The following is a 23,579-nucleotide window of genomic DNA, read 5'->3' as shown; positions in this document are numbered from 1 at the left end:
CGAAAAACACGGCATTTATGGGCGCTGGCTGACCTCCTGACGCAGCAGGGCGTCCACTGTATCGAGTCGGGTTTGCTCCAGGGCAAGCACGCGCCCCTGTTCGAACACCGGGCGGGCCAGGCCGGTCAGCACGCTGCCCGGCGGTAGCTCCAGGTGCAGGCGCACGCCGCGCTCATAGGCGTTGCGCAACGTAGCACGCCAGTCGACGAGCCGGGCCATGTTGCCGGCAAGGTCGTCACGCAGGCGTTGCGGGTCCAACAGCGGCCGCGCGCTGCTGCCACTGAGGTAGGTGATGCGCGGGCGGTTGATCTTAACGCTGGCAAACGCGTGTGCCAGCTCGGCCGCCGGGCCGTCGAGCAAGCGGCAATGGGAGGGCACGCTGACCGCCAGGCGCCTGGCCACGCCCTGGCCACGGCTGCGCGCCCTGGCGGCAACCTCGGCCATGGCCGTGTCGCTGCCGGCGATGACGATCTGGTTGTCGCTGTTGAGGTTGGCCAGGTACACCTCGCCGCCCACCTGCGCCAACAAGCGCTCGACACTGGCCAGATCCAGGCCACTCAGAGCGGTCATGCCGTAGCCTTGTGGGTAGGCACGTTGCATGAGCTCACCACGCAGGGCCACAAGGCGTACGGCATCGGTAAAGGCCAGGGCGCCCGCGGTGACGGCGGCAGGGTAGGCGCCTATCGACAGCCCTGCCACATAGTCGGGGGCCGGGCTGCGTTGCAATAACGTGCGCGCCCAGGCCACCCCGGCCAACAGCAGGCACAACTGCACGGCCCGGGTCGATTGCAATGCCTGCTGGCTGTCCAGGGCCAGCACCTGTTCATTGAGCGTATCGCTGGCCTCTTCCAGCAACGCTGCCGAGCCTTCGGGCAGGCGATGCAGCATCCCCGCCTGCTGCGCGCCCTGGCCAGGGAAGGCGAACAGGCTGCTCACGCTGCGCACTCCAGCAGGTTCCATGGGTCGGCCACCAGCCGTGCGCCAAGCGCCGACTTGAGCAGCACGCGCTGCGCCACCCCGGCCCATTCGCGAAGGGCGATGCCACCTGCAGGGGTTTGCAGTTGCACGTCGATACGGCAAGGGCCGCAGTCGAGGCTATCGAGCAACTCACGCGCCTTTGCCCGGCTCATGGGCCGCGGTGTGCGTAGCAGCAGGTCGAGGTCGCTGGCCGCGTGCAGCACCTCAACCCCTGTAGCCAGCTGGTAACCCACCCCACCCGTCGGCCCCCAGGCCAGCCCGCAGGCGTCGAGCACAGGGGCCACGCTGGCCAGCGCCTGTAGCGCGGCCCAGGGGCTCGCGCCCTGCCCGCGCAAGGCTTCGGGGCGCAGTTGCCGGCGAATGTCCGCCACGCGCATCTGAACACCCAGGCGCTGCGCGCGCCCCTCCCCGCGCAGCCCCACCGCCACCCAACCTGCCGCGCAGCAGGCACGGCGCACCACCACCGGCTGCCCGGCCGCCAGTACCTGCGTGGCCCAGGCAGGGGCATCGACAGGCAGCGCGGCCGGGGTCATCCCCCAGAGCAGGTCATGTGGCTGCGGCGCGCTCATCTCAGGCCTCCTGCCACTGGCTGCGCAAGCGTGCACGCACTTCGCGGGACGCACTGCGGTGCTCGCCGGCCAACCGTGACGTCAGGTCGGTCGTGTTGCCGATATCGCGCAGCGCTTCGGCCAGGCACGCACGCACCTGGGCCAGATCGCTTGCGCTCGGGGTATCCGCGTTGTCCACACTCAGGCGCCGCCACAAAAGGCCCAGCGAGGCATAGCTGGCCAGGTCGTAGGCCATCGGCGGCACCTCGGCGGCCAAGGTTTCCAATTCTTCGACGCTGCGCAAGGTGATCCGCGCCGCCGCCGCCTTGCCCATCGCGTGCACCATCACCCCGCTGTCATCCAGTGCAATCAGCCGCTGGGCCTGGTAGCCGTGGGCCAGAAACGCACCGGACATGGCCTTGCCCACCAGCAGGCCAATAACCGGGTGCCCGGCCAGGCGTGCCTGGGCATAGGCCAGCACCGCAGCGGCCAGCGCCTGGTGGATGCCCAAGGCTTCCTCGCGGCGGCCATAGGCCTGGCTGGGCACATCAATGACCGCGACGATGGCGCGCTTCTCGCCATCGCGGTCCAGCTCAATCGCCTCGCTCACCGCCTTGGCCAAGGCCCAGCCTTCGAGCAGGCCGACTTCACCGTTGCGCGCCCGGGGGAACGGGTTGTGCGCATCCGGCACCACGGCAATGAAGCGCGCCGTGCGGTTGTCCAGCTCGCCGTCGATGACCCGCAGCGAGGCGGGATATCCTGGCAGTGCTTCGCTGCCGGCCAGGCCTGGCAGCCAGTTCAGGGCACGGTTCATGGGGCATCTCCTTGGTAAAGGGCGCGTACGGCGGCGGCGTCCAGTTGCGGGCAGTCATTGCCCAGGCTGGCAAGCCGCTCGAGGTACCAGGCGTGGCGGCCTGCGCGGTTGGCACTGGGTACGTCGAGCAACTGCAGCAGCTGCTGGCGAATGCTGTCGACGTCATCGGCCACATAACCATCCACCAGGCCGCTGGCATATCGTTGCTCGCCACCGGTCAGGCTCCAGATGAAGGGGCGGTCCTTGGCGTCGTACTCGGCGATGCCAGCTTCCTGCTCGATCACCTGCGGGCCGTTGAGGCCCAGGCGCGCCTCACGGGTCACCAGCAGGTGGCTGCACAGCCCCGCTGCGATGGACATGCCGCCAAAGCAGCCCACCGAGCCTGCGACCAGCCCGACCACCGGCTGATGGCGGCGCAGCTCGACGATGGCCGCCTGGATCTCGGCAATCGCCGCAAGGCCCAGGTTGGCCTCCTGCAGGCGCACCCCGCCGGTCTCCAGCAGCAGCACGGCGCAGGTCGGGGTGCCGTTGCGGTTGTCTTCTATGGCCAGCTCCAGCGCACCGGCAATCTTGGCCCCGCCCACTTCGCCCATGCTGCCGCCCTGGAACGCGCCTTCGATGGCGGCGATGACCGTGTTGCGGCCACCGAGCAAGCCCTTGGCGATGACCACGCCGTCGTCGGCCTGGGGCACGATGCCCTGGCGCGGCAACCACGGCGACATCAGCCGCTCGAACGGGCCTAGCAGTTCGCGAAAACTGCCTGGGTCGAGCAAGGTGCGGGCACGCTGGCGCGCTCCCAGTTCGACGAAGCTGCGGCTCTGCAGCAAGCGTTCGGTGTCAGTCATGGGCGATCTCCTCGAAACCTTGCTCAAGGCGCAGGCGTACCACGCCAGGCGTGGCGCCGAAATCATGGATGTCGATGTTCACCGCCGGCCACGTGCGCCCTTGGAACAGGCGCTGGAAGAGTTGCTCCCAGCGGGCGCCGCTGCCGTTGACCGAGGTCACCACCTGGATGTTCAGGCTGCCGGCCGTGCCGGGCTCCATCAGGACTTCCAGGTCGCCCGAGCTGACGCAACCCACCAGGGTGCGGCCACGGCCAGGCTCGGCGGCAGGGAATTGAAAGGTCAGGGTTTCCATGTCACAGGCTCCCGGCTTTGTCGAGGAACAGGCAGGCGGCCAGCAGGTCGGCGGCACCGCCCGGTGAGGCGTTCAGTTGCAACAGTTGGGTGTCCAGCAGGCGCAAGTGGCGGCGGCCGTCGAGGGTGGCACTGCCACCGGCTGCGAGCACATGGCGGGCGCCCTGTTGGAGCGTTTGCAGGCCCTCGGGGCCGGCGCGCCAGAGCACGCAGGTGTCACTCAGCGCGGCCATGATCGCCAGCAAGGCATCGAGGCGTGCGTGGTTTTCGCTGACACCGTTGGCGCGGCTGCGGCGCAGTTGCGGCAGGCCGTGTTCGATCACGGCAGGAAAGCCCTGTTGCGCCTGTTCGCGGGCACCGCCGGCGCCGTAACGGTGGCGCACCTGGGTGCCGTGGCTGTCGTGGGCGGTGGCGGCCGGGTCATCGATCAGGGCGATGCGCCCGGCACGGGCTGCGACGGTACTCGCGTCAGCCTGGGCATCCAGGGCCCGGGCGGCCACCAGCAAGCCAAGGGCCCATATCGCGCCGCGGTGGGTATTGACCCCGGCGGTGGTGGCCAGCATCGCAGCCTCCCCTTCACGGCCGATACGGCCCAGCTCGATGCGCAGCGCCAGGCCAACCTCGCCATGGGCCTGGGCGGCGTCGGCCATTTGCCGCAAGCAAGGCCAAAGGGCAAGCGCCGAGGCATGCATAAGGGCCAGCGTCATGTCGCTGTGCGCGCCGCTGCTACGCCGGTCCACCAGGCCGGGCTTGGGTGACAGGTCGGCCTCGTCCAGCAGGGCTTCCACGGCCAGGTCGGCCAGCCGGTCGGCAAGGGGAATGGCGTTTTCAGGTGCCGGCCTGATCGCCGGCAAGCCTGCCCCCACAGGGATCGTGCAGTTTTCAAGCGGGCGGCCGGCCCGGTGAAGGGGATCATAGGGTTGCAGATCGAATAGTTGCATCACCAGCTCCTGAACCGTGCGGGCGGGTTGTACAGGCCACCGGACCACTCCACCAGGTCGGCGATGCTGCGCGCAGCGAGCAGTTCACGGCTGGCATCGGTACGGCGGATGCCCAGGTCTTCGGGCAAGGCCACCAGGCCTTGCTGGCGCAGGCGCAAGGTGTCCTTGGGGTCATGGCGCAAGCCGATGGCGGTGACCCCGGCCACGGCGGCGATCATCTGCTGGCGCTCTTGCAGGCTGCGGGCCTTGTAAAGGTACGCGATACCCTCTTCGGTCAGCAGGTGGGTGACGTCATCGCCGTAGATCATCACCGGTGCCAGCGGCATGCCGGCCTTCTTCGCCACGTCCACGGCGTCCAGGGTTTCGACGAAGGTCGGTTTGCCGCCTTCCTGGTAGGTTTCGACCATCTGCACCACCAGCTTGCGGCCGCGTTCGAGCAAGGTGTCGGGCACCGTCATGTCGAGCCAGGCCGGGGTGGCGTGGCGCCTGCCGCGGGGGTCGTGGCCCATGTTGGGTGCGCCGCCGAAGCCGGCCAGGCGGCCGCGGGTGACGGTCGAGGAATGGCCATCACCATCGACCTGCAAGGTGGCGCCGATGAACAGGTCGACCGCGTACTGCCCGGCCAGCTGGCACATCATGCGGTTGGAGCGCAGCGAGCCGTCGCGGCCGGTGAAAAACACGTCCGGGCGTTGCGCGATGTAGTCTTCCATGCCCAGTTCGGTGCCGAAGCAATGCACGCTTTCGACCCAGCCGGTCTCGATGGCCGGGATCAGCGTGGGGTGCGGGTTGAGCGTCCAGTTGCGGCAGATCTTGCCCTTCAGGCCCAGCGACTCGCCGTAGGTCGGCAAGATCAGCTCGATGGCGGCCGTGTTGAAACCAATGCCGTGGTTGAGCGACTGCACGTTGTGTTTTTCGTAGATGCCGCGGATGGCCATCATCGCCATCAGCACGTGCACCGGTTTGATGTGCCGTGGGTCGCGGGTGAACAGTGGCTCGATGTAGAACGGCTGGTCAGCGACCACCACGAAGTCCACCCAGGAAGCCGGAATGTCCACGCGCGGCAGGTCGTCGACGCGGTCGACCAGCTGGTTGACCTGGGCGATCACCAGGCCATCGCTGAAGGCGGCCGGCTCCACCAGTGCCGGGGTGTCCTCGGTACTGGGGCCGGTGTACAGATTACCGTCACGGTCAGCCATGAACCCGGCGACCAGAGTGACATTGGGGATCAGGTCGACCAGCAGGCGCGAATACAACTCGATGTAGGTATGAATGGCGCCGACCTCGAGCAGGCCGTCTTCCAGCAACTGGCCGATGCGCAGGCTCTGCGGGCCGGCGAAAGAAAAGTCGAGCTTGCGGGCGATACCCCGTTCGAACAGGTCCAGATGCTCGGCACGGCTGACGCTGGGCATGATCATGTGCAGGTCGTGCAGGCGCTCGGGGTCGGCCTTGGCCAGCGAACGGGAGAGGAAGTCAGCCTGCTTCTGGTTGTTGCCTTCGAGCACCACCCGGTCCCCTGGGGCGATCAACAGCTCCAGTGCCTCGACGATGCGCTCGGTTGGCAGCACCACACCGTCGGCCAGGTGACGGACCCGCTCCAGGCGGCGCTGCTTCTCGGCGCGCCGCCTGGACCATTGCGGCGGTGGATTCTTCGTTATGGTCATGGGTGACTCCACGGGTTCGCTGTCGTGGGGGCACAGTAGGACGCGGGGGTTGGGTGATCAATCAAGCTGGGGGCGTGATCGTTACGGTCAGGGTAATGGTTGCAAGGAGGTTGCCTGCAATGCACGACCCTGAAAAACTCAAAGCCGTAGCCATGGCAAAAACGCACGCCTCACCTGCAGATATATCCATTGTGCAGGGCAATTTTGCATGACAGGATCCACCGATCCTCCAGCGCACTCCAGACTTCACTTGGAAAATCAATAACAAAGCAGGGAGAACGCGATGACCGCGCACGCTCATACCTCGGCAACGGCCCATGTACTGGCCGAGGTCCGCAACCAGATTGGCCACCTCACCCTCAACCGCCCCAGTGGCCTCAACGCCCTGACCCTCGACATGGTGCGCAGCCTGCGCCAGCACCTGGACCACTGGGCCGATGACCCGCAGGTGCAAGCGGTGGTGCTGCGCGGCGAAGGCCCCAAAGGCTTTTGCGCCGGCGGCGACATCCGCTCGCTGCATGACAGCTACAAGGCTGGCGACACGCTGCACGAAGACTTCTTCGTCGAGGAATACGCCCTTGACCTGGTGATCCACCGCTACCGCAAACCGGTGCTGGTGCTGATGGACGGCTTCACCCTGGGTGGCGGCATGGGCCTGGCACAGGGCTGCGACCTGCGTATCGTCACCGAGCGCAGCCGGCTGGGGATGCCCGAAGTCGGCATCGGCTATTTCCCCGACGTTGGCGGCAGCTACTTCCTCTCGCGCATCCCCGGGGAGCTGGGCACCTACCTGGGCGTCAGTGGCGCGCAGATCCAGGCGGCCGACGCGCTGTATTGCGGGCTGGCCGACTGGTACCTGCCAAGCGAAAAACTCGCGGAACTGGATGAAGGCCTCGACCAACTGGACTTCGGCGCCCATCCGCTCAAGGCGTTGCAAAACCTGCTCGCGAAGCTGGGCAGCCAGGTGCTGGACGACGCGCCGCTGGAAAAACTGCGCCCGGTCATCGACCACTTCTTCGCCCTGCCTGATATGGCAGCAATCATCGAGCAACTGCGGGCAGTCAGCATCGGCGACAGCCACCAGTGGGCGCTGGCCACCGCCGACCAGCTGGAAAGCCGCTCGCCACTGGCCATGGCGGTTACCCTGGAGATGTTGCGCCGCGGCCGTTACCTGCCGCTGGAAGCGTGCTTCGCCATGGAGCTGCACCTTGACCGCCAGTGGTTCCAGCACGGCGACATCATCGAAGGTGTGCGCGCCCTGATCATCGACAAGGACAAGCAGCCACGCTGGAACCCGCCGACCTTGGCGGGCCTGCAACGCCAGCGCGTCGACCAATTCTTCGAAGGCCTGTGAGCCGGGGAGTACACAGATGCAAGACCTGGAACTGAGCGAAGAGCAGATCATGATCCGCGACATGGCCCGGGACTTCGCCCGCGGCGAAATCGCCCCGCATGCCCAGGCCTGGGAAAAAGCCGGCTGGATCGATGACGGCGTGGTGCGCAAGATGGGTGAGCTGGGCCTCTTGGGCATGGTGGTGCCGGAAGACTTCGGCGGCAGCTACACCGACTACGTGGCCTATGCCCTGGCCGTCGAGGAAATCTCCGCAGGCTGTGGCGCCACCGGTGCGATGATGAGCATCCACAATTCGGTGGGCTGCGGCCCGCTGCTGGCCTATGGCACGCCCGAGCAGCAGCAGGCATGGCTACCGCGCCTGGCCAGCGGCGAGGTGATCGGCTGCTTCTGCCTGACCGAGCCACAGGCCGGTTCCGAAGCGCACAACCTGCGCACCCGCGCCGAGTTGATCGACGGCCAATGGGTGATCAATGGCGCCAAGCAGTTCGTCAGCAACGCCCGCCGCGCGGGCCTGGCGATCGTCTTTGCCGTGACCGACCCAGAGCTGGGCAAGAAAGGCCTCTCCGCATTCCTGGTACCCACCGACAATCCGGGGTTCAAGGTCGATCGCAGCGAACACAAGATGGGTATCCGTGCATCCGACACCTGCGCCGTCACCTTCGACAATTGCCGCATCCCCGCCGCCAACCTGTTGGGCGAGCGTGGCAAGGGCCTGGCCATTGCCTTGTCCAACCTCGAAGGCGGGCGTATCGGCATCGCGGCCCAGGCCCTGGGCATCGCCCGTGCCGCGTTCGAGGCTGCGCTGGTCTATTCCCGCGACCGGGTGCAGTTCGGCAAGCCGATCAACGAGCACCAGAGCATCGCCAACCTGCTGGCCGACATGCAGGTGCAGGTCAATGCCGCACGGCTGCTGATCCTGCATGCCGCGCGCCTGCGTAGCGCAGGCAGACCCTGCCTGTCGGAGGCGTCACAGGCCAAGCTGTTCGCATCGGAGATGGCCGAGCGGGTGTGCTCGATGGCGATCCAGGTGCATGGCGGCTATGGCTACCTGGAAGATTACCCGGTCGAGCGCTATTACCGTGACGCACGCATCACGCAGATCTATGAAGGGTCGAGCGAGATCCAGCGGATGTTGATTGCCAGGGAGTTGAAGCACTATCCGTTGTGATGTTCCTCGCTGGGGCCCACAGGTAAAGCCCTGCCCGCCAGGCTGGCAGGGCTCCTGTGGGAGCAACTGGCTTGCCAGCGATTGTGCCCGTCAAGTCAGCGCCGTTGCTTGAAGGTCTGCGAAGGCAGCTGCCCAAAACGCTCGCGGTAGGTCTCGGAAAACCGCCCCAGGTGCAGGAAGCCGTAATCCATCGCCAGTTCCGTCACACTGCGCACCGCGCAACTGCCATCACTCAGGCACGCATGCAGCCGCTCCAGTTTGCGTTGGCGTACGTACTGCTTGGGCGTGGTGCCCAGATGGCGATCGAACAACGCATACAATGAACGCACACTCATGCAGGCCTGTTCGGCCAGCGTCTCGGCTGCCAGCTCCAGTTTGAGGTTGCGGTCGATGTAGTCCAGGATCCGCTCCAGGCTGGCCCCCGGCGTAGCCAGGCTTTCCCGGCGGATGTTGGTGCTCATCAGCGTCAACAGCTTGCTGGCGACGATCTGGCTGTAGTGCCCCTGCACCCGCGGCAGCGAATCACTCACCTCGGCCTCATGGCAGACCATGGCCAGCAGGTTGACGAAACCGTCCAGCTCTTCGAGCCGGTAGTGGTTGCGCAAAAACCGTACCCCTCCCTCAGGCCGCTGCCAGCGCTGCTCCTCGCAGATCGAGTCGAGCATGTGCGTCGGCACCTTGAGGATGAACTTCTCGCAGTCCTCGGAATAGGTAAGGTCCACCGGGTCGTCGGGGTTGATCAGCAGCAGCTCGCCCGGCACCAGGTGGTGCTCGCGCTGATGCCCGCGCCACAGGCAATTGCCGTTGAGTAGCACCTGCAAGTGATAGATGGTTTCCAGGGCTGGTGAGGTGACCCGCACGCTGCCACCGTAGCTGATGCGGCACAGGTCGAGCTCGGCGAACTTGCGGTGGCTGAGGCTGGCCTGCGGATGCGTGGTGCGCGACAGCCCGATGCAGTGCTGGCCCACATGACGGTTGACGTAATCGGACACCGCATAAGGGTCGGCGTGATGGAACACGCTACTGCGCTCGCTCAGCAGGCGGCTTTCCATAGGCAAGGCACTCGGCATCGTTATTGTTCTGGGCGCCGCACCCTACTGGCCTGGGGCCTGTGGTTGCGGTCGTTCACGGTCATTCTACCGGGCCGGGGTCGGGTTTCTAAAGGCAGCTGACCGCCGGTGGCTTGGTCCCACACTAAGCAAAAGATGGGGGTTGGGCAATGAGATGTTCGGATTGGCCGGGCGGCTATCGGACAGGCGCGAGCAGCGCTTGGGCGGTTATCGAACGAAACAGCTTGCAACCAACCTGCACGTCCACCCGGTAACTTTTCCCACATCAGAACCTGCAGATCTGTTAAAAAACCGCATGCCCACCTACTTCCTTACGCACCTGCGCCGTCGCTGGCTCACCTGGCTGTGTGCCACCTTCCTGATGGTCGGCCTGCCGGCCGGCTGCGCCGTGCTGCAGCACAAGGAACGCGAACTGGTATTCCGTATCGAACCTGGCCAGGCCAGCTGGTTCCGCGGCCTGCCCAATGGTGTGCAGGAACTGGACCTGCGCCCGCGCAGCTTCGCCGCCAACCAGAGCCTGCACGCCTGGTGGTGGCCGGCCCGCCGCGCCGATGCGCCGGCCATCCTCTACCTGCACGGCGTACGCTGGAACCTCACCGGCCAGCTGTTTCGCATCGAACAGCTGCATGCCATGGGGTATTCGGTGCTGGCCGTGGATTACCGAGGCTTCGGCCAAAGCCGCGGCGGCCTGCCGTCCGAAGCGACAGTTTACGAAGACGCGCGCATTGCCTGGGAGCGTTTTGCCCAACTGCAACCCGATGCAGGCAAACGCCTGATCTTTGGCCATTCACTGGGCGGCGCAGTGGCGGTGGAGCTGGCTGCCGACCTGGCGCGCCAGGCACAGAAAGACGGCGGTACAGCACCGGCGCGGGGGTTGATCCTGGAGTCGACCTTCACCTCGCTGGGCGATGTCGCCGCTGCCGTGGCCGATACCACCCTGCCGGTGCGCTGGTTGCTGTCGCAGAAATTCGATTCGCTGGACAAGATCAAGGACGTCGGCCTGCCATTGTTGCTGGTGCACGGGCTCGACGACCGTTTCGTGCCGCCGCGTTTCAGCCAGCAATTGTTCGAAGCGGCGCAGGAGCCCAAAACCTTGTTGCTGGTACCGGGGGCCAGCCACAACAACAGCATGAGCCGCGCCGGCCAGCGCTATCAGCGTGCGATTCGGGCATTGCTATAACGGGGTTCACTGCACCGGCAGGAAATTCATCAGCAACAGGCTTTGCGCGTAGTTGAGCCCGATCCGCCGGTAGCGCTCATCTAACAGTTGCGCCAGCAGATCCAGCCGCGCCACGATCTTGCCGAACTCCACTGCAAAACTCAGGTTGCTGCCCTCCTGCGAAATCTCGTTGGAAAATAGCAGCAATACCCCATTGGCATCCTGGCGCTGGCTGAGCATCCAGGTGGCCTTTTCGATGTTGCGAGCGGCGTTGTTGACGAACAAAGGGTCGATGGTGTCCGTCATGTAGAACTCGGTTCGCCCACCGTGTGCGGTGATCAGCATGCTGCCGATGGCGTAGATGAACGCACCGACCCGGTCACCGCGAAACTCCGGGCTCAGGGCATAACTCAAGGCAACGAGGTCGCGACGGTTACCCAGCTGCGCCAAGGGTTGACGCTGTTCGATGGCAATGCGGATCTGCCGCTCTGCAGTGGCGGCATCGAGGTAACCGGACATCTTCCACTGGCTGGGGTTGCGCAGGTACAGCTTGTTCATCAGCAGGTACAGGCTCTGCAGGTTGTCGCGCATGGCCAGCGTCGCCATGCGGTCGACACTGGTCTGGAACAGCTCGCTGGGCTTGCCGTTGCCGAACTGGCTGACGATGTCCTGGCCTTGCTGCTGGGTGCAGGCGCCCAGGCAGACCAGTGTGCCTGCCAGCAGCAGGCGCGGGAAGAATACGGGTTTGCTTGCAACCATCGGCACCGGGTCGAAATCGGCGGCCGTGCCGGGGATCGGCGCGGCCTGGCCAAGCATAGAGCCCGCAAACCGGAAAAAGTGCGATGGCGGGGCTACCGCAAGTCAGTGCACCTGCTCGCCGGCTTGCCTAGGTCTGCCAGGCTGGCGCCCATGAAAGCCCTGCAACCAGCGATCACATGGCGTGGCGCAGCATCTGCACCACTTGAGCGTGCAGTACCGGATCACCACACGCCACCACACAGCCGCCGTGCTGTGCCGAACTGCCATCCCAAGCGGTGATCACCCCGCCCGCCCCTTCGATGATCGGCATCAGCGCCTGCACGTCATACGGTTGCAGGCTCGCTTCGACGATCACATCGACAAACCCCGAGGCCAGCATGCAGTAGGCGTAGCAATCGCCGCCGTAGCGCATCAGCCGCGCCTTGTCAGCCACGGCCTGGAACGCAGCCTTGCGCTCTGGGGTATCGAACATGTCTGGCGTCGTGCACATCAAGGTTGCCGCCGCCAGGTCTGCACAGGCGCGGGTCTTCAATGGCGTGCCGCTGCGCCACGCACCTTCGGGGGTACCGACGAAACGCTCACCGGTGAAAGGTTGGTTCATCACCCCCAGCACGGGGCGGGTACCATCGTTCAGGGCGATCAGCGTGCCCCACAGTGGCAGGCCGGTGATGAAGGCGCGAGTGCCATCGATGGGGTCGAGCACCCAGGTCAATGGGCTGCTGCCGATTGCCACACCCTGCTCTTCGCCAAGAATGCCGTGTTCCGGGTAACGCGCCTGGATCAGCGTGCGCATGGCGTCTTCGGCAGCCTTGTCGGCCACGGTCACCGGGTCGTACAGGCGCCCGCCCTTGTCCTCGACGTCCAGGCTGGCACGAAAGTACGGCTGGATCGCGGCTGCAGCGGCATCGGCCAACTGCTCGGCGAAGGCGCGGAATTCGCCGGTCTGTTCAGCACTCAGGGACATGAAACGGGCCTCGTGAAATGATGGGGCTGGCATCATACCCGACAAACCCTTTGGCAGTAGACGCCTGCGTATTCGCGGGCAAGCCCGCTGCCGCCTAGACTGAACAGACCAGATCAACAGGCATGAACCGGGGGGCTGCCCACACGTGGAGGTGTGCGATGAGCCAGTTCAAGCGTTTGTTAGTCATGCTCGGCCCGCAGATGCGTTACACGCCCGCGCTGCAACGCGCGGCGGCGTTGGCTGAATCCAGCGGTGCCCTGCTGGATATCAATGTCTTCGTCGACGATGTCGACACCTTTGGCCTGATGAGCGACGGCCGTGAGCGCGAGCGGCTGCTTGCCGACAACCGCCAGTGGCTGGCCGATGCCACCGAGCAATTGCGCGATGACGGCCTGGATGTGTCCACCGAACTGCTGCTCACCCGTGATCCGCTGGGCAGCGTGATCGAGCGCATCGAGCAGTTGGGCTGTGATTTGCTGATCAAGGATGTACAGCACGAACCGGTGCTCAAGCGCCTGTTGGTCACACCGCTGGACTGGCAACTGCTCAAGGACAGCCCGGTGGCCGTGCACCTGGTCAGCGACATTCGCCTGCCGCTGCCCCGGCAAATCGCCGTCGCCGTCGACCTCAACAGCCACGGTGCCGGCGAACACCTGGACGAGCAGGTGATCCACTGCGCCCATGCCTTGGCCCTGCAGTGCAACGCCGAACTGCACCTGTTGCATGTATGCGATGCGGCCAGGACCCATCTCGCCGACTTCGGCGCCGGCACGGTGACCATGCCCGGTTTCGAGGGCAGTGTGCGCACCGCGCAACGGGCAGCGTTCAATCGCCTGGGTGACCATCACCAGGTCCCGCTGGAACGCCGACACTTTCTGGAAGGTGCAGCGATTCGGGCGATCGCCCAGTTCGTCAGCCACGGCCGGGTCGATGTGATCGTGATGGGCAACCACCGGCATGACGCCATGCAGACGTTCCTGGGCGGGACCACGGCGCATGTGCTGGAGCATCCGTTGTGCAATGTGCTGGCGGTCAAAGGGGTGCGTTGAGGCATCAGCTGAGATTTTTGGGCTGTCGGATCGAGCGCCGGCTGCGCGGTGCTTGATCTGACAGCCCAGTCAATCGCACGACCAGCACCAAACTGGTACTCCCGACCCACTTAAAAATAATGCATTTGATAATGATTCGTAGTACTTTCGCGACGTATCAATCCCCTTCCTAGCGCCCTACTTCAGGATCGTACCGTCGATGCGTCGCACGTTCGTTTCGCTTTGTGTACTACATGCTGTCTCCCCGTTGGCTTTCGCCGAGGCTGAAACACTCGGTAACCCCGCCCAGATCGAACTCCAGGCCTTGAACATTAACGGTACCGCCGACAGCGAACGCGCCGATGGACCGGTCGAGGGCTACAAAGCCAGTCGTTCGGCCAGTGCCACGCGCACAGACACCGCGCTGCACGAAATACCGCAGTCGATTAGCGTCGTACCCAAGGATGTACTCGAAGACACCGGCGCCACGCGGCTGCAGGACGGCCTTGACTACGCAGGCGGCGTTGGCCGCGCCAACAACTTTGGCGGCCAGGGCCTGACCACTTTCACGGTGCGCGGTTTCACCACGGGCGAGTTCTACCGCAATGGCTTCCCGATCAACCGTGGCTACCCCAATGCCCCCGATGCCAACAGCGTCGAGCGGCTGGAAGTAATACGCGGCCCAGCCACCAGCCTCTATGGCCGTGGCGACCCGGGCGGGACCTTCAACGTGGTCAGCAAGCAGCCACTGACCGAACCCAAGGTGACGCTTGGCAGCCAGCTCGACGACCAGGGCATGCACCGGGCAACCCTCGATGCCACCGGTCCGCTCAATGAAGAGGGCTCGCTCGCCTACCGCCTGAACGTGCTGGGTGAAGGTGGCGAAAGCTTCCGCGACGATGTCGAGAGCGAACGCTACGACGTTGCGCCCGTGCTGAGCTGGCAGGTCAATGACGCCACGAAGATCGTCTTCGAGGGCGACTTCATGCGCAACAACCACCCGCTGGACCGGGGCCTTACCCGCCTGCCCGGCCAGCGCGGCACCGCCTCGCGTGACACCAATATCTGGGAAAAAGGCAGCGACAACCTGCTGCACAACGACAACAACATGGCGCAGTTGCGCTTCGAGCACGCGCTCAGCGAAGACTGGACCTTGGGTGGCGGCATGCAGTGGCTGGACGGCTCACTCAAGGGCAACGCCGTGGAAGCCAATGCGTTGCAGGCTGATGGCCAAACCCTTGGGCGCAACTTCAACTACCGCAAGCTCGAATGGACCGACCGTGACTACCAGCTCAACCTGACCGGCCACTTCGACACAGGTGGCTTCGCCCACACCCTGCTTACCGGTATCGAATATGAAGACTATGACTACAGCTCGATCATTCAACGTTCGGCCGCCGGTGCCGGCGCCTATCCGATCGACATCTTCGACCCGGTGCTGGGCCAGCCCCGCCCTGCCCTGACCCGCACGACTACCCACGACAAGGAAAACCTCAAGACCTGGGCCGCCTTCATCCAGGACCAGGTCGCCCTGACCGAGCGCCTGAAGGCACTGGCCGGGGTGCGCTTCGAGCGTTACGAGCATGACTACGACAACAAGCTGAACAATGCTGGTGACTTCAGCAAGGGCGAAAACGGCGTCACCCCTCGTTTCGGCCTGCTGTATGACATCACCGACACGCTTGCCGTGTACGCCAACACCGCGCGCTCGTTCAAACCCAACAGTGGCGCCAGCCTGCAAGGCAGTGGTTTCGACCCTGAGAAAGGCAAGTCGTATGAGTTGGGTGTGAAGTGGGAAGCGCCCGATCGCCAGCTAAGCATCGACGCGGCTGTCTACCACATCGTCAAGGAAAACGTGCTGACCCGCGACCCCAATGACCCTTCTGGTACCTACAGCATCGCCGCCGGCGAGGTGCGCAGCCGCGGGCTGGACATCAACATTGCCGGCAACCTCACCCCTGAGTGGCGTGTGATCGGTGGCTATGCCTATGTCGACGCCGAGGTCACCCAAGACAACACCGTGCCCAGCGGCACGCGCCTGGCGAACATCCCGCGCAACAGCTTCAGCCTGCTGAACACCTACGAGTTTCAGGATGGACTGGCCAAGGGCCTGGGGCTGGGGGTTGGGGTGAAGTACATCGATGACCGTGCCGGGCAGACCGCCGCGACGACCTACACCATGGCGAGCTACAGCGTGGTCGACCTGCACAGCTTCTACAAGGTCAACGAGCATGTACGGCTGAACCTGGACGTGAAGAACGTGTTCAACAAGGGCTATGACGAAGGGGCGTTCAACACTTACGTGTACCCGGGTGCACCGCGCACGGTGCAAGCCGGGGTTGCGTACACCTTCTGAATGGCCGGGGCCGCTGGCGCGGCCCGCCGTTTCAGAACGCCTTGCTGTAGAACAGCGAGTAGGATTCGATGCCGTCGTTCGGCTGTTTGATACCGGCGTTGGAGTAGTGCATGGCACGGATGCCGACTTTCTGCTCGCCCGGCAACTTCAGGCCGAAGCCGATGCGGTCCTCGAAATTGACCGACGAACCCAGGTGTTGATCGCCGACATCGGTCTTGGAAAATGCTGCCAGGCCGATGCCTGCCTCGATGTACGGGGTGTAGGTGAAGCCGCTGAATTCGTAGGTGAACACCGGGCTGAACGACAGCGAGTGAGCACCGCTGGCCTCGCCACCTTCCCAGTAGGTGTAGGCTGCATCCCAATAACCGGTCACGAAGCCGGTGCTGCTTTGCAGCCATTTCTTGTCCCAGTCGAAGGCCAGGCCGATACGGTAAGTCATGTCGCCCTGGCTGGTGGCGCCCACGGCGCCGGACACCTGCGCGGCCTGGGCCAGATTGGCCCCGGCAACAGCCAATGCGGCGGCTGCGAGCATAGTGGCAAGACGGGTTTTCATCGATGACATCTCCTGATGGTCAACACGGGCAAGCGGGGGCTTTTGCCCCTCGATTTTTACGGTGGCCGGTGCATCCAACCGGTCACACGAGGTAATACTTTTCTGATTATTGTCCAATTAATCAGAAAGTTGGAAGTGAATTGCCACCAATGGCTAATGTTCAGTACGGTCTGAGCCAGCGCGCCGCTCCTCAAGCAGCTTAACGAACATGCTCAAGCTGCGCGATACGGTACCGCGGCGCCACACCAGCCAGGTCTTGAGGTAGCGAAAATCCTCCGACATGGGCCAGGCGCTAACCGTGGTGCAGCCGGGCATGTTGTCGAGCATGCTGCGTGGCAACATGGCCAGGCCGGCACCTGCGCTGACGCAGGCGAGCATGCCGTGGTAGGACTCCATTTCATGGATCTTGCCTGGTACCGCCTGGTCCTGGACGAACCAGTTCTCGAAATGATGGCGGTACGAGCAGTTGGCACGGAAGGCGTAGATACTCGCACCGTTGACGTCCTGCGCACGGGTTACCGGGGCATGGTTGAGCGGCGAGATGATCACCATCTCCTCCTCGAATACCGGCATGCCTTCAAGCGTGGGGTGCAACAACGGGCCATCGACGAATGCTGCCACCAGGCGCCCGGACAGCACGCCTTCAAGCATGGTCCCCGACGGCCCGGTGGAAAGGTCCAGGTCGACTTTCGGGTAGCGCTGGTTATAGGCGGCCAGCAATGCCGGTATACGCACGGCTGCGGTGCTCTCCAGCGAACCCAGGGCGAAGGTGCCTTGCGGGTCTTCGCCCGCCACCGTCAACCGGGCCTCGTGCACCAGGTCGAGGATGCGCCGGGTGTATTCGAGGAAGTTCCAGCCAGCCGGCGACAGGCGCAGGCGGCTTTTTTCACGGATGAACAACTCGACACCCAGGTCTTCCTCCAGCTGCTTGATGCGCGTGGTCAGGTTAGACGGCACCCGATGGATGTGCTGGGCGGCGGCGCTGATGCTGCCCTGTTCGGCCACTGCCTTGAAGATCTCCAATTGCACCAGATCCACAGTCATTCTCCAAACGTGAATGTTTCGCTCATTATTATTCAGTTTTCATTAAACCCCTAGCCCACTAGTCTGGCCTCACTGATGAACAACAACGAGTGTGCAGCCATGAGCCAGATCAGCAGCCTGACCCACGCCATCTCCATCGACCCGCACAGCGGCGAGCAGATCGGCAGCTACCCTTTCGACACCGACGCCGCACTGGAAGCGGCTCTGCAACGTGCCAAGGCTGGCTATCGCCAGTGGCGCCAGGTGTCGCTGGGTCAGCGCAGCGAGTACCTGCTTGCCCTGGCCGACACCCTTGAGGCCAAGGCCGAAACCTTCGCGCAGATGATCAGCCGCGAAATCGGCAAGCCGATCAGCCAGGCCCGAGGTGAAGTGAACAAGTGCGTCGGCCTGTGCCGCTGGTACGCCGAGCACGGCCCGGCGATGCTTGCGGCTGAGCCGACCCAGGTCGAAAAAGCGCGTATCGAATACCGCCCGCTGGGCCCGATCCTGGCCGTGATGCCGTGGAATTTCCCGATCTGGCAGGTGCTGCGTGGCGCCGTACCGGCGATCCTGGCGGGCAACACCTATGTGCTCAAGCATGCGCCGAACGTCATGGGCAGCGCCTATCTGATGGGCGACCTGTTCAAGGATGCCGGCTTGCCCGAAGGCGTGTTCGAGGTACTCAACGTGACCCCGGACGGTGTCACCCGCGCCATCAACGACCCGCGCATCGCTGCCGTGACGTTGACCGGCAGCGTGCGTGCCGGCATGGCGATCGGCGCCCAGGCCGGTGCCGCGCTGAAGAAATGCGTGCTCGAGCTGGGTGGCTCCGACCCGTTCATCGTGCTGGCCGACGCCGACCTGGATGCTGCGGTGAAAGCCGCCGTGGTTGGCCGCTACCAGAACACCGGGCAGGTCTGCGCCGCGGCCAAGCGCTTGATCGTGGAAGAGAGCATCGTCGAGGCATTCACGCGCAAGTTCGTCGAGGCGACACGCCAGTTGAAGGTCGGCAACCCGCTGGAAGATGACACCTACATCGGCCCGATGGCGCGCTACGACCTGCGCGACGAGCTCGATGGCCAGGTCCAGGCGACCCTCGCCGAGGGCGCCACCTTGCTGTTGGGCGGCAACAAGGTCGAAGGCGTGGGCAACTTCTACGCACCGACCGTGTTCGCCAACGTCACCCCGGACATGACCGCGTTCAAGCAGGAGCTGTTCGGCCCCGTGGCTGCGATCATCACTGCCCGCGATGCCGAACATGCGGTGGAGCTGGCCAACGACAGCGAATTCGGCCTGGCATCGACCATCTACACCGCAGACTATGCCCTGGCCGAGCGCATGACGGCAGCGCTGGACACCGGTGGGGTGTTCATCAACGGCTATTGCGCTTCTGACCCCCGCGTGGCCTTTGGTGGGGTGAAAAAGAGTGGCTTCGGGCGTGAGCTGTCGCATTTTGGCGTGCGCGAGTTCACCAACGCGCAAACCGTGTGGCTGGATCGCAACTGATTTCGTGAGCCGGGGCTGCTTTGCAGCCCAATCGCCGGCAAGCCGGCTCCCACAGTGACCGTGCTGCCCGTACGGTTTTCAAAGCTGGCAGCAATTGCTGTGGGAGCCGGCTTGCCGGCGATTGGGCCGCGCAGCGGCCCCGGGGCACGCTCAATCGCGGACCTGGTCCTTGACCCAGTCCAGCATCCCCCCTGGCACGATCAGCTCGTGCCGCGCCCGCGAACATGCGGTGTACAGCCCGGCCAGCATCCGTGCCCGCTCATTGCGGTTGCCGGCCGTTACCGGCGCAACCATCAGCTCCGGCGAGACCATCACCCGGGCGAACTCCATGTTCTTCACATCGCGTACACGGCCAAGGAACAGCTTGGGCGCCTTGTCCCAGCGGTAGCGGCTCTTGGCCTTGGCAAAGTGCTCCGGGGTGTAGCCCTTGCGCAGCATATTGGCCACGGCAACGAACGCCTTGTCGTCCCCCTTGTCTTGCTCAAGCGCCTGCCAGCTTGGGTATCGGAACAGCATCGGGTGACGCGGCCGCGTGCCATAGCGGTACAACTCGATGCAATCCTCGACGAACAGCTCGAAATCCTTGCGCGCGCTTTGCAGCAGCACGAACGGCACACCCTGGTGGGTCAGGCGCTGGAACCAACCGAACAACCCCCACTCGTCATCGACGATCAACGCGGTGGGCTGCTCGGGTACCGTCACAGCATCGAAGAAACTGACCCGCGTGTAATGCTCGGCACTGCCGCTGAAGGCTGCCTGGATGGCCGCCGGGTGGGCCTGGATCAACGGGTTGAGTACGCTGTCCATGGCAGGCCCTGCGCGTAATGAATGGTCGATATAACGCTGGCGGATGAAGCCGCCATGGTGCGGGCTCAAGCCATTGAGGTTCTGCAGCTCATCGCCCAGGGCAATGACAGATTGCGGGCTGCGATCCAGCACGGCGACCATGGGTGCGGACAACTCGTGGGCTTCATCGACGATCACATGGGTATAGCGGCTGTCGATCAGTTCGGCCGTCAGCGACAACAGTTTGACCCGATGGTAATCGCGCACCGGCAACTGGATCTCCCGCGACGATGGGCGGGTCAGCTCCTGCCAGTACAACCTGGCCTTTTCCAGCAGCACTTCCTGATCCAGCGGCGAGGTCCCCGGGCCGGCCCAGGGCAAGTGATGCAGCTGCAACTGGTTGTCGCCGCTGCGGCAGAAGCTGCGCACGGCCTTGATGCACAGGGCGACCACGTCCCGGGCGGCCAAGGGGCCGATATCCGGGATGGCCAGCCATTTCACCACCTGCGCCTCTTGCGGGCGCCATGACAACTTGGTTCGGTACGGATCGCGCAGGCGCCAACCGTTGCTGGTGAGGTCGCGGTTGAGAATCTCGTCGGCCAGTTGGCCAAAGGTCATCGCCGTGAACGCCTCAGCATCCTTGACCCGTGCCCGCAGTGCCCTGAGCTGGCCTTCGGTGAGGGCCAGCAGCAAGGTGCGTTGCGGGTCGAGCAGGCGCGCGAACTGGTGGATCAGGAAGGTTTTGCCGGTACCGGCGAACCCCTGCACCGCCACCGACTCGTCCACCCCGGACAAGAACTCGCGCAGCAGGCGGTTCTGCTGGTCGCTGAGCATGAGGTCGCTGGCCAACGACGGCAGGTACACCGGGTGCAACGGCGTGACCCGCTGCCGGTAGCTGCCGGCGAACTGGAAGTTCCACTGGCCTTCGGCGTCCTGAAATTCTTCCGCCGGGTAGTCGACTTCGGGTGATACCAGCGCGACGCCGTTCTCACCCAGCATGCCGAGCCCCATGGCAAACGCCTCGCGGTCGAAATGCTGCGCTACCTGGCCCTGAAAACGGCCAGGCGCCGCCGTTTCGACCTCATTGGCAATACGCACGATTTCGGCGAAGCGGCGTTCCTGTGCGTCAGCCGAAACGCTGGCAGGCTGGCGCGGCAGGTTCTGCACGAACAGCACGGCGGCCGCCTGCAGCACGCTGGCGCTGGAAAAAAAGTCGGTGGCAGGGGCTGCGCTGGCGAGGCGCTCGGCCTGATCGCTGGGCAAAGGCAGGTAGAACATCGGGACCTCGGGTGAACACTGCCGGGCACGATAGCAACTTTCCCGAAGCAATGCTGGGTTTAACCGCGAACCGGCCGGCCCCGCTTGAGCGTCTCGCTGGGCAGTTCCCGGAACAACTGCCGATAGCTTTCGGAAAAGCGCCCCAAATGCCAGAACGACCAGCGCATGGCCACTTCGGCAACCGTCACCTCGCCACCGCGCAACAGGTCGCGCCGCGCCCCATTGAGCCGGCGAAGCCGCAGCCAATGGGCCGGCGGCATGCCGGTAAACGCCTTGAATGCCTGCTGCAGCTGGCGCAGGGAAACGCCGGCAACGTCTGCCAACTCCAGCAGGTTAAGGGTTTCTTCGGGGCAGTCGGCAGCCCACTCACTGACCCGCTGCATGATCGCCCGCTCCTCTCCCCGCCGCCCCAGCGCTCCGCCCTGCAGCTGCTGGCAGGCGTTATCCAGGATGAACAGGCAGTCTTCCAGCAACTGTTCGGCCAACGCTTGCCCCGCAAGTGGGCAATCGGCTTCCCCCAGTCGCGTCAAGGTAGCGCTGAGCCAGCTGCCGAACAGCGCATTCTGGCCGCTGCCCAGCGGCACCATGAACAAGCCGTCAAGGCGCTGCGGGTCGAGGGCGTGGCTGGCCAGGAAGGCCTGGTCGAACACCACCGCCACCTCCTGGTAGTTCTCCGGTGTGATCCAGATATTGCGGCTCTGTTCGTTGAGCAGGTACAGGCTGTTTTCGCTGCGGTCGAAGCAAAACGCCAACGCGCCGCTGGGGGCACGGAAAAACTGCTCGACCCGCGTGTTGAGGCGCTCTTCGTACACCTGTACGCCATCCAGGCCCAGGCAACGCAGCTGGCCACTGAAGTGGCCGGGCGACATCTGCCGGTACTGCTGCTGCCAACCGGGGGTGGCGCGCACCTGCTCGGTCACATCGCTGGTGTGGAAGGCCTGGACCTGCAAGGCATTGGGCGTTGTCACGCTGCGTCCTAATTGCACTCTTTTGGTGCATTCATTGCCGAAGAAAGTGGATAGATTGCCCCTGGGGGCTGCGACCAAGATAGCCCTCAGCACGGCATGTGGGAAGGCTCCTGCACACCAGTGCCACAAAAACCCAACCAAGAGGTCTGTATGAACGCCCCCTTCGATCAGCTTTCCACCTGGCTGAAAGAACACCGGATCACCGAAGTCGAATGCGTGATCAGCGACCTGACCGGCATCGCCCGCGGCAAAATCGCACCGACCGCCAAGTTCCTCCATGAGCGTGGCATGCGCCTGCCCGAGAGCGTGCTGCTGCAGACCGTCACCGGCGACTACGTCGACGATGACATCTACTACAGCCTGCTCGATGCCGCTGACATCGACATGGTCTGCCGCCCCGACCCGACGGCGGTGTATCAGATTCCCTGGGCCATCGAACCGACCGCCATCGTGATCCACGACACCTTCGACAAACAGGGCAACCCCATCGAACTGTCGCCGCGCAATGTGCTGAAGAAGGTACTCAAGCTCTATGCCGACAAGGGCTGGCGGCCGATCGTCGCTCCGGAGATGGAGTTCTACCTGACCAAGCGCTGTGAAGACCCGGACTTGCCACTACAAGTGCCACTGGGCCGCTCCGGCCGCGCCGAAAGCGGGCGCCAGTCGTTCTCCATCGATGCAGCCAACGAATTCGACCCGTTGTTCGAAGACGTCTATGACTGGTGCGAACTGCAAGGCCTGGACCTCGACACGCTGATCCACGAAGACGGCCCGGCGCAGATGGAGATCAATTTCCGCCATGGCGATGCGCTGGACCTGGCCGACCAGATCACCGTGTTCAAGCGCACGATGCGTGAGGCGGCGCTCAAGCACAACGTTACGGCCACCTTCATGGCCAAGCCGATCACCGATGAACCGGGCAGCGCCATGCACCTGCACCAGAGCGTGGTCGACATCGCCAGCGGCAAGCCGGTGTTCGCCAACGACGATGGCAGCATGAGCGCGCTGTTCCTGCACCACATCGGGGGCCTGCAGAAGTACATCCCCAAGCTGTTGCCGATGTTTGCCCCGAACGTCAACTCCTTCCGCCGCTTCCTGCCGGACACCTCGGCGCCAGTCAACGTCGAATGGGGCGAGGAAAACCGCACCGCCGGCCTGCGCGTGCCGACCTCGAGCCCCGACGCCATGCGCGTGGAAAACCGCCTGCCGGGTGCCGACGCCAACCCCTACCTGGCGATCGCCGCGAGCCTGCTGTGCGGCTACCTGGGCATGGTCGAGAAGGTCGAACCCAGTGCGCCGGTACAAGGCCGCGCCTACGAGCGGCGCAACCTGCGCCTGCCGATCACCATCGAGGACGCGCTGCAGCACATGGAGGACTGCCAGACCGTACAGCGTTACCTGGGCAAGCAGTTCGTCCAGGGCTACGTGGCGGTCAAACGTGCCGAGCATGAAAACTTCAAGCGCGTGATCAGTTCGTGGGAGCGTGAATTCCTGCTGCTCAGCGTCTGATCTGCGGGGCTGCCGTGCAG

At 64.5% G+C, this 23,579-nt stretch carries 21 protein-coding genes; 7 read left to right on the top strand and 14 right to left on the bottom strand.

Annotation, left to right across the window (positions count from 1 at the left end):
- Window positions 1–15: 15 nt before the first annotated feature.
- The 7 genes from mdcH to mdcA are packed head-to-tail and all read right to left on the bottom strand — an operon-like array spanning window position 16 to window position 6,078.
- Entirely contained in the window at window positions 16–936 is a 921-nt protein-coding gene (gene mdcH / locus ACMGGN_RS08015; RefSeq protein ID WP_115275532.1) for a malonate decarboxylase subunit epsilon, read from the bottom strand.
- Complete coding sequence (locus ACMGGN_RS08010) at window positions 933–1,547, bottom strand: malonate decarboxylase holo-ACP synthase (protein WP_115274636.1); 615 nt, start codon at window positions 1,545–1,547, stop codon at window positions 933–935. Before ACMGGN_RS08010 ends, mdcH begins: the two co-directional genes overlap by 4 nt.
- A 1-nt stretch (window position 1,548) precedes the next feature.
- The gene (mdcE, locus tag ACMGGN_RS08005) at window positions 1,549–2,340 is read right to left on the bottom strand and encodes a biotin-independent malonate decarboxylase subunit gamma (RefSeq protein WP_204918122.1); all 792 of its coding nucleotides are present in this window, start codon (window positions 2,338–2,340) and stop codon (window positions 1,549–1,551) included.
- Window positions 2,337–3,185, bottom strand: a complete 849-nt coding sequence (locus ACMGGN_RS08000) for a biotin-independent malonate decarboxylase subunit beta (protein ID WP_119687139.1) — start codon at window positions 3,183–3,185, stop codon at window positions 2,337–2,339. Before ACMGGN_RS08000 ends, mdcE begins: the two co-directional genes overlap by 4 nt.
- Window positions 3,178–3,477: a malonate decarboxylase subunit delta gene (locus ACMGGN_RS07995; RefSeq protein ID WP_012314731.1), complete on the bottom strand. Its 300-nt coding sequence runs from the start codon at window positions 3,475–3,477 to the stop codon at window positions 3,178–3,180. The genes ACMGGN_RS08000 and ACMGGN_RS07995 overlap by 8 nt, the downstream gene beginning before the upstream one ends.
- Window position 3,478: 1 nt before the next feature.
- The gene (locus tag ACMGGN_RS07990; protein WP_204918124.1) at window positions 3,479–4,417 is read right to left on the bottom strand and encodes a triphosphoribosyl-dephospho-CoA synthase; all 939 of its coding nucleotides are present in this window, start codon (window positions 4,415–4,417) and stop codon (window positions 3,479–3,481) included.
- Window positions 4,417–6,078, bottom strand: a complete 1,662-nt coding sequence (mdcA, locus tag ACMGGN_RS07985) for a malonate decarboxylase subunit alpha (RefSeq protein WP_039602996.1) — start codon at window positions 6,076–6,078, stop codon at window positions 4,417–4,419. Before mdcA ends, ACMGGN_RS07990 begins: the two co-directional genes overlap by 1 nt.
- Window positions 6,079–6,361: 283 nt before the next feature.
- Between mdcA and ACMGGN_RS07980 the strand changes: the two genes are divergently transcribed.
- The gene (locus tag ACMGGN_RS07980) at window positions 6,362–7,432 is read left to right on the top strand and encodes an enoyl-CoA hydratase/isomerase family protein (protein WP_161871819.1); all 1,071 of its coding nucleotides are present in this window, start codon (window positions 6,362–6,364) and stop codon (window positions 7,430–7,432) included.
- 16 nt (window positions 7,433–7,448) lie between these two features.
- Window positions 7,449–8,600, top strand: coding sequence for an acyl-CoA dehydrogenase family protein (locus tag ACMGGN_RS07975; RefSeq protein ID WP_115274632.1), 1,152 nt, complete (start codon window positions 7,449–7,451; stop codon window positions 8,598–8,600).
- Between the two features lie 95 nt (window positions 8,601–8,695).
- Here ACMGGN_RS07975 and ACMGGN_RS07970 read toward each other — a convergent pair whose 3' ends face one another.
- The gene (locus ACMGGN_RS07970; protein WP_119687142.1) at window positions 8,696–9,652 is read right to left on the bottom strand and encodes a helix-turn-helix transcriptional regulator; all 957 of its coding nucleotides are present in this window, start codon (window positions 9,650–9,652) and stop codon (window positions 8,696–8,698) included.
- Window positions 9,653–9,965: 313 nt separating this feature from the next.
- Between ACMGGN_RS07970 and ACMGGN_RS07965 the strand changes: the two genes are divergently transcribed.
- Window positions 9,966–10,850 (top strand): alpha/beta hydrolase, encoded by an 885-nt coding sequence (locus tag ACMGGN_RS07965; RefSeq protein WP_174141923.1) that lies wholly within the window; start codon window positions 9,966–9,968, stop codon window positions 10,848–10,850.
- A 6-nt stretch (window positions 10,851–10,856) separates the two neighbouring features.
- Here the strand turns inward: ACMGGN_RS07965 and ACMGGN_RS07960 are convergent, their stop codons facing one another.
- Window positions 10,857–11,588: a hypothetical protein gene (locus ACMGGN_RS07960; RefSeq protein WP_115275530.1), complete on the bottom strand. Its 732-nt coding sequence runs from the start codon at window positions 11,586–11,588 to the stop codon at window positions 10,857–10,859.
- Between the two features lie 172 nt (window positions 11,589–11,760).
- Window positions 11,761–12,552 carry a histidinol-phosphatase gene (gene hisN, locus ACMGGN_RS07955; RefSeq protein WP_115274630.1) on the bottom strand — a complete coding sequence of 264 codons (792 nt, stop codon included), beginning with the start codon at window positions 12,550–12,552 and terminating at the stop codon, window positions 11,761–11,763.
- Between the two features lie 158 nt (window positions 12,553–12,710).
- Between hisN and ACMGGN_RS07950 the strand changes: the two genes are divergently transcribed.
- Complete coding sequence (locus tag ACMGGN_RS07950; protein WP_046786012.1) at window positions 12,711–13,601, top strand: universal stress protein; 891 nt, start codon at window positions 12,711–12,713, stop codon at window positions 13,599–13,601.
- A 199-nt stretch (window positions 13,602–13,800) separates the two neighbouring features.
- Window positions 13,801–15,936, top strand: coding sequence for a TonB-dependent siderophore receptor (locus ACMGGN_RS07945; RefSeq protein WP_414156649.1), 2,136 nt, complete (start codon window positions 13,801–13,803; stop codon window positions 15,934–15,936).
- A 31-nt stretch (window positions 15,937–15,967) separates the two neighbouring features.
- Here the strand turns inward: ACMGGN_RS07945 and ACMGGN_RS07940 are convergent, their stop codons facing one another.
- Together ACMGGN_RS07940 and ptrR are read right to left on the bottom strand one after the other, a co-directional pair.
- Entirely contained in the window at window positions 15,968–16,489 is a 522-nt protein-coding gene (locus tag ACMGGN_RS07940) for an acyloxyacyl hydrolase (RefSeq protein WP_046786010.1), read from the bottom strand.
- A gap of 153 nt (window positions 16,490–16,642) precedes the next feature.
- Window positions 16,643–17,527 carry a putrescine utilization regulator PtrR gene (ptrR, locus tag ACMGGN_RS07935; protein WP_046786398.1) on the bottom strand — a complete coding sequence of 295 codons (885 nt, stop codon included), beginning with the start codon at window positions 17,525–17,527 and terminating at the stop codon, window positions 16,643–16,645.
- Between the two features lie 105 nt (window positions 17,528–17,632).
- Here ptrR and ACMGGN_RS07930 point away from each other — a divergent pair, with 105 nt between their 5' ends.
- Window positions 17,633–19,018: an aldehyde dehydrogenase family protein gene (locus ACMGGN_RS07930; protein ID WP_414156648.1), complete on the top strand. Its 1,386-nt coding sequence runs from the start codon at window positions 17,633–17,635 to the stop codon at window positions 19,016–19,018.
- A 150-nt stretch (window positions 19,019–19,168) separates the two neighbouring features.
- On the opposite strand, the gene ACMGGN_RS07925 is transcribed toward ACMGGN_RS07930, so the two are convergent.
- Window positions 19,169–21,082, bottom strand: coding sequence for a hypothetical protein (locus ACMGGN_RS07925; protein ID WP_414156647.1), 1,914 nt, complete (start codon window positions 21,080–21,082; stop codon window positions 19,169–19,171).
- Window positions 21,083–21,141: 59 nt separating this feature from the next.
- Window positions 21,142–22,050: a helix-turn-helix domain-containing protein gene (locus ACMGGN_RS07920; protein WP_414156646.1), complete on the bottom strand. Its 909-nt coding sequence runs from the start codon at window positions 22,048–22,050 to the stop codon at window positions 21,142–21,144.
- Between the two features lie 150 nt (window positions 22,051–22,200).
- Here ACMGGN_RS07920 and ACMGGN_RS07915 point away from each other — a divergent pair, with 150 nt between their 5' ends.
- Window positions 22,201–23,559 (top strand): glutamine synthetase family protein, encoded by a 1,359-nt coding sequence (locus ACMGGN_RS07915; protein ID WP_046786007.1) that lies wholly within the window; start codon window positions 22,201–22,203, stop codon window positions 23,557–23,559.
- Window positions 23,560–23,579: the final 20 nt, after the last annotated feature.

Origin of the sequence: Pseudomonas sp. BNK-30 (assembly GCF_047456185.1) — a bacterium.
Taxonomy (GTDB): domain Bacteria; phylum Pseudomonadota; class Gammaproteobacteria; order Pseudomonadales; family Pseudomonadaceae; genus Aquipseudomonas; species Aquipseudomonas putida_E.
The sequence above is the reverse complement of the archived record's forward strand: the minus strand, read 5'-3'. Positions and strand labels throughout refer to the sequence as shown.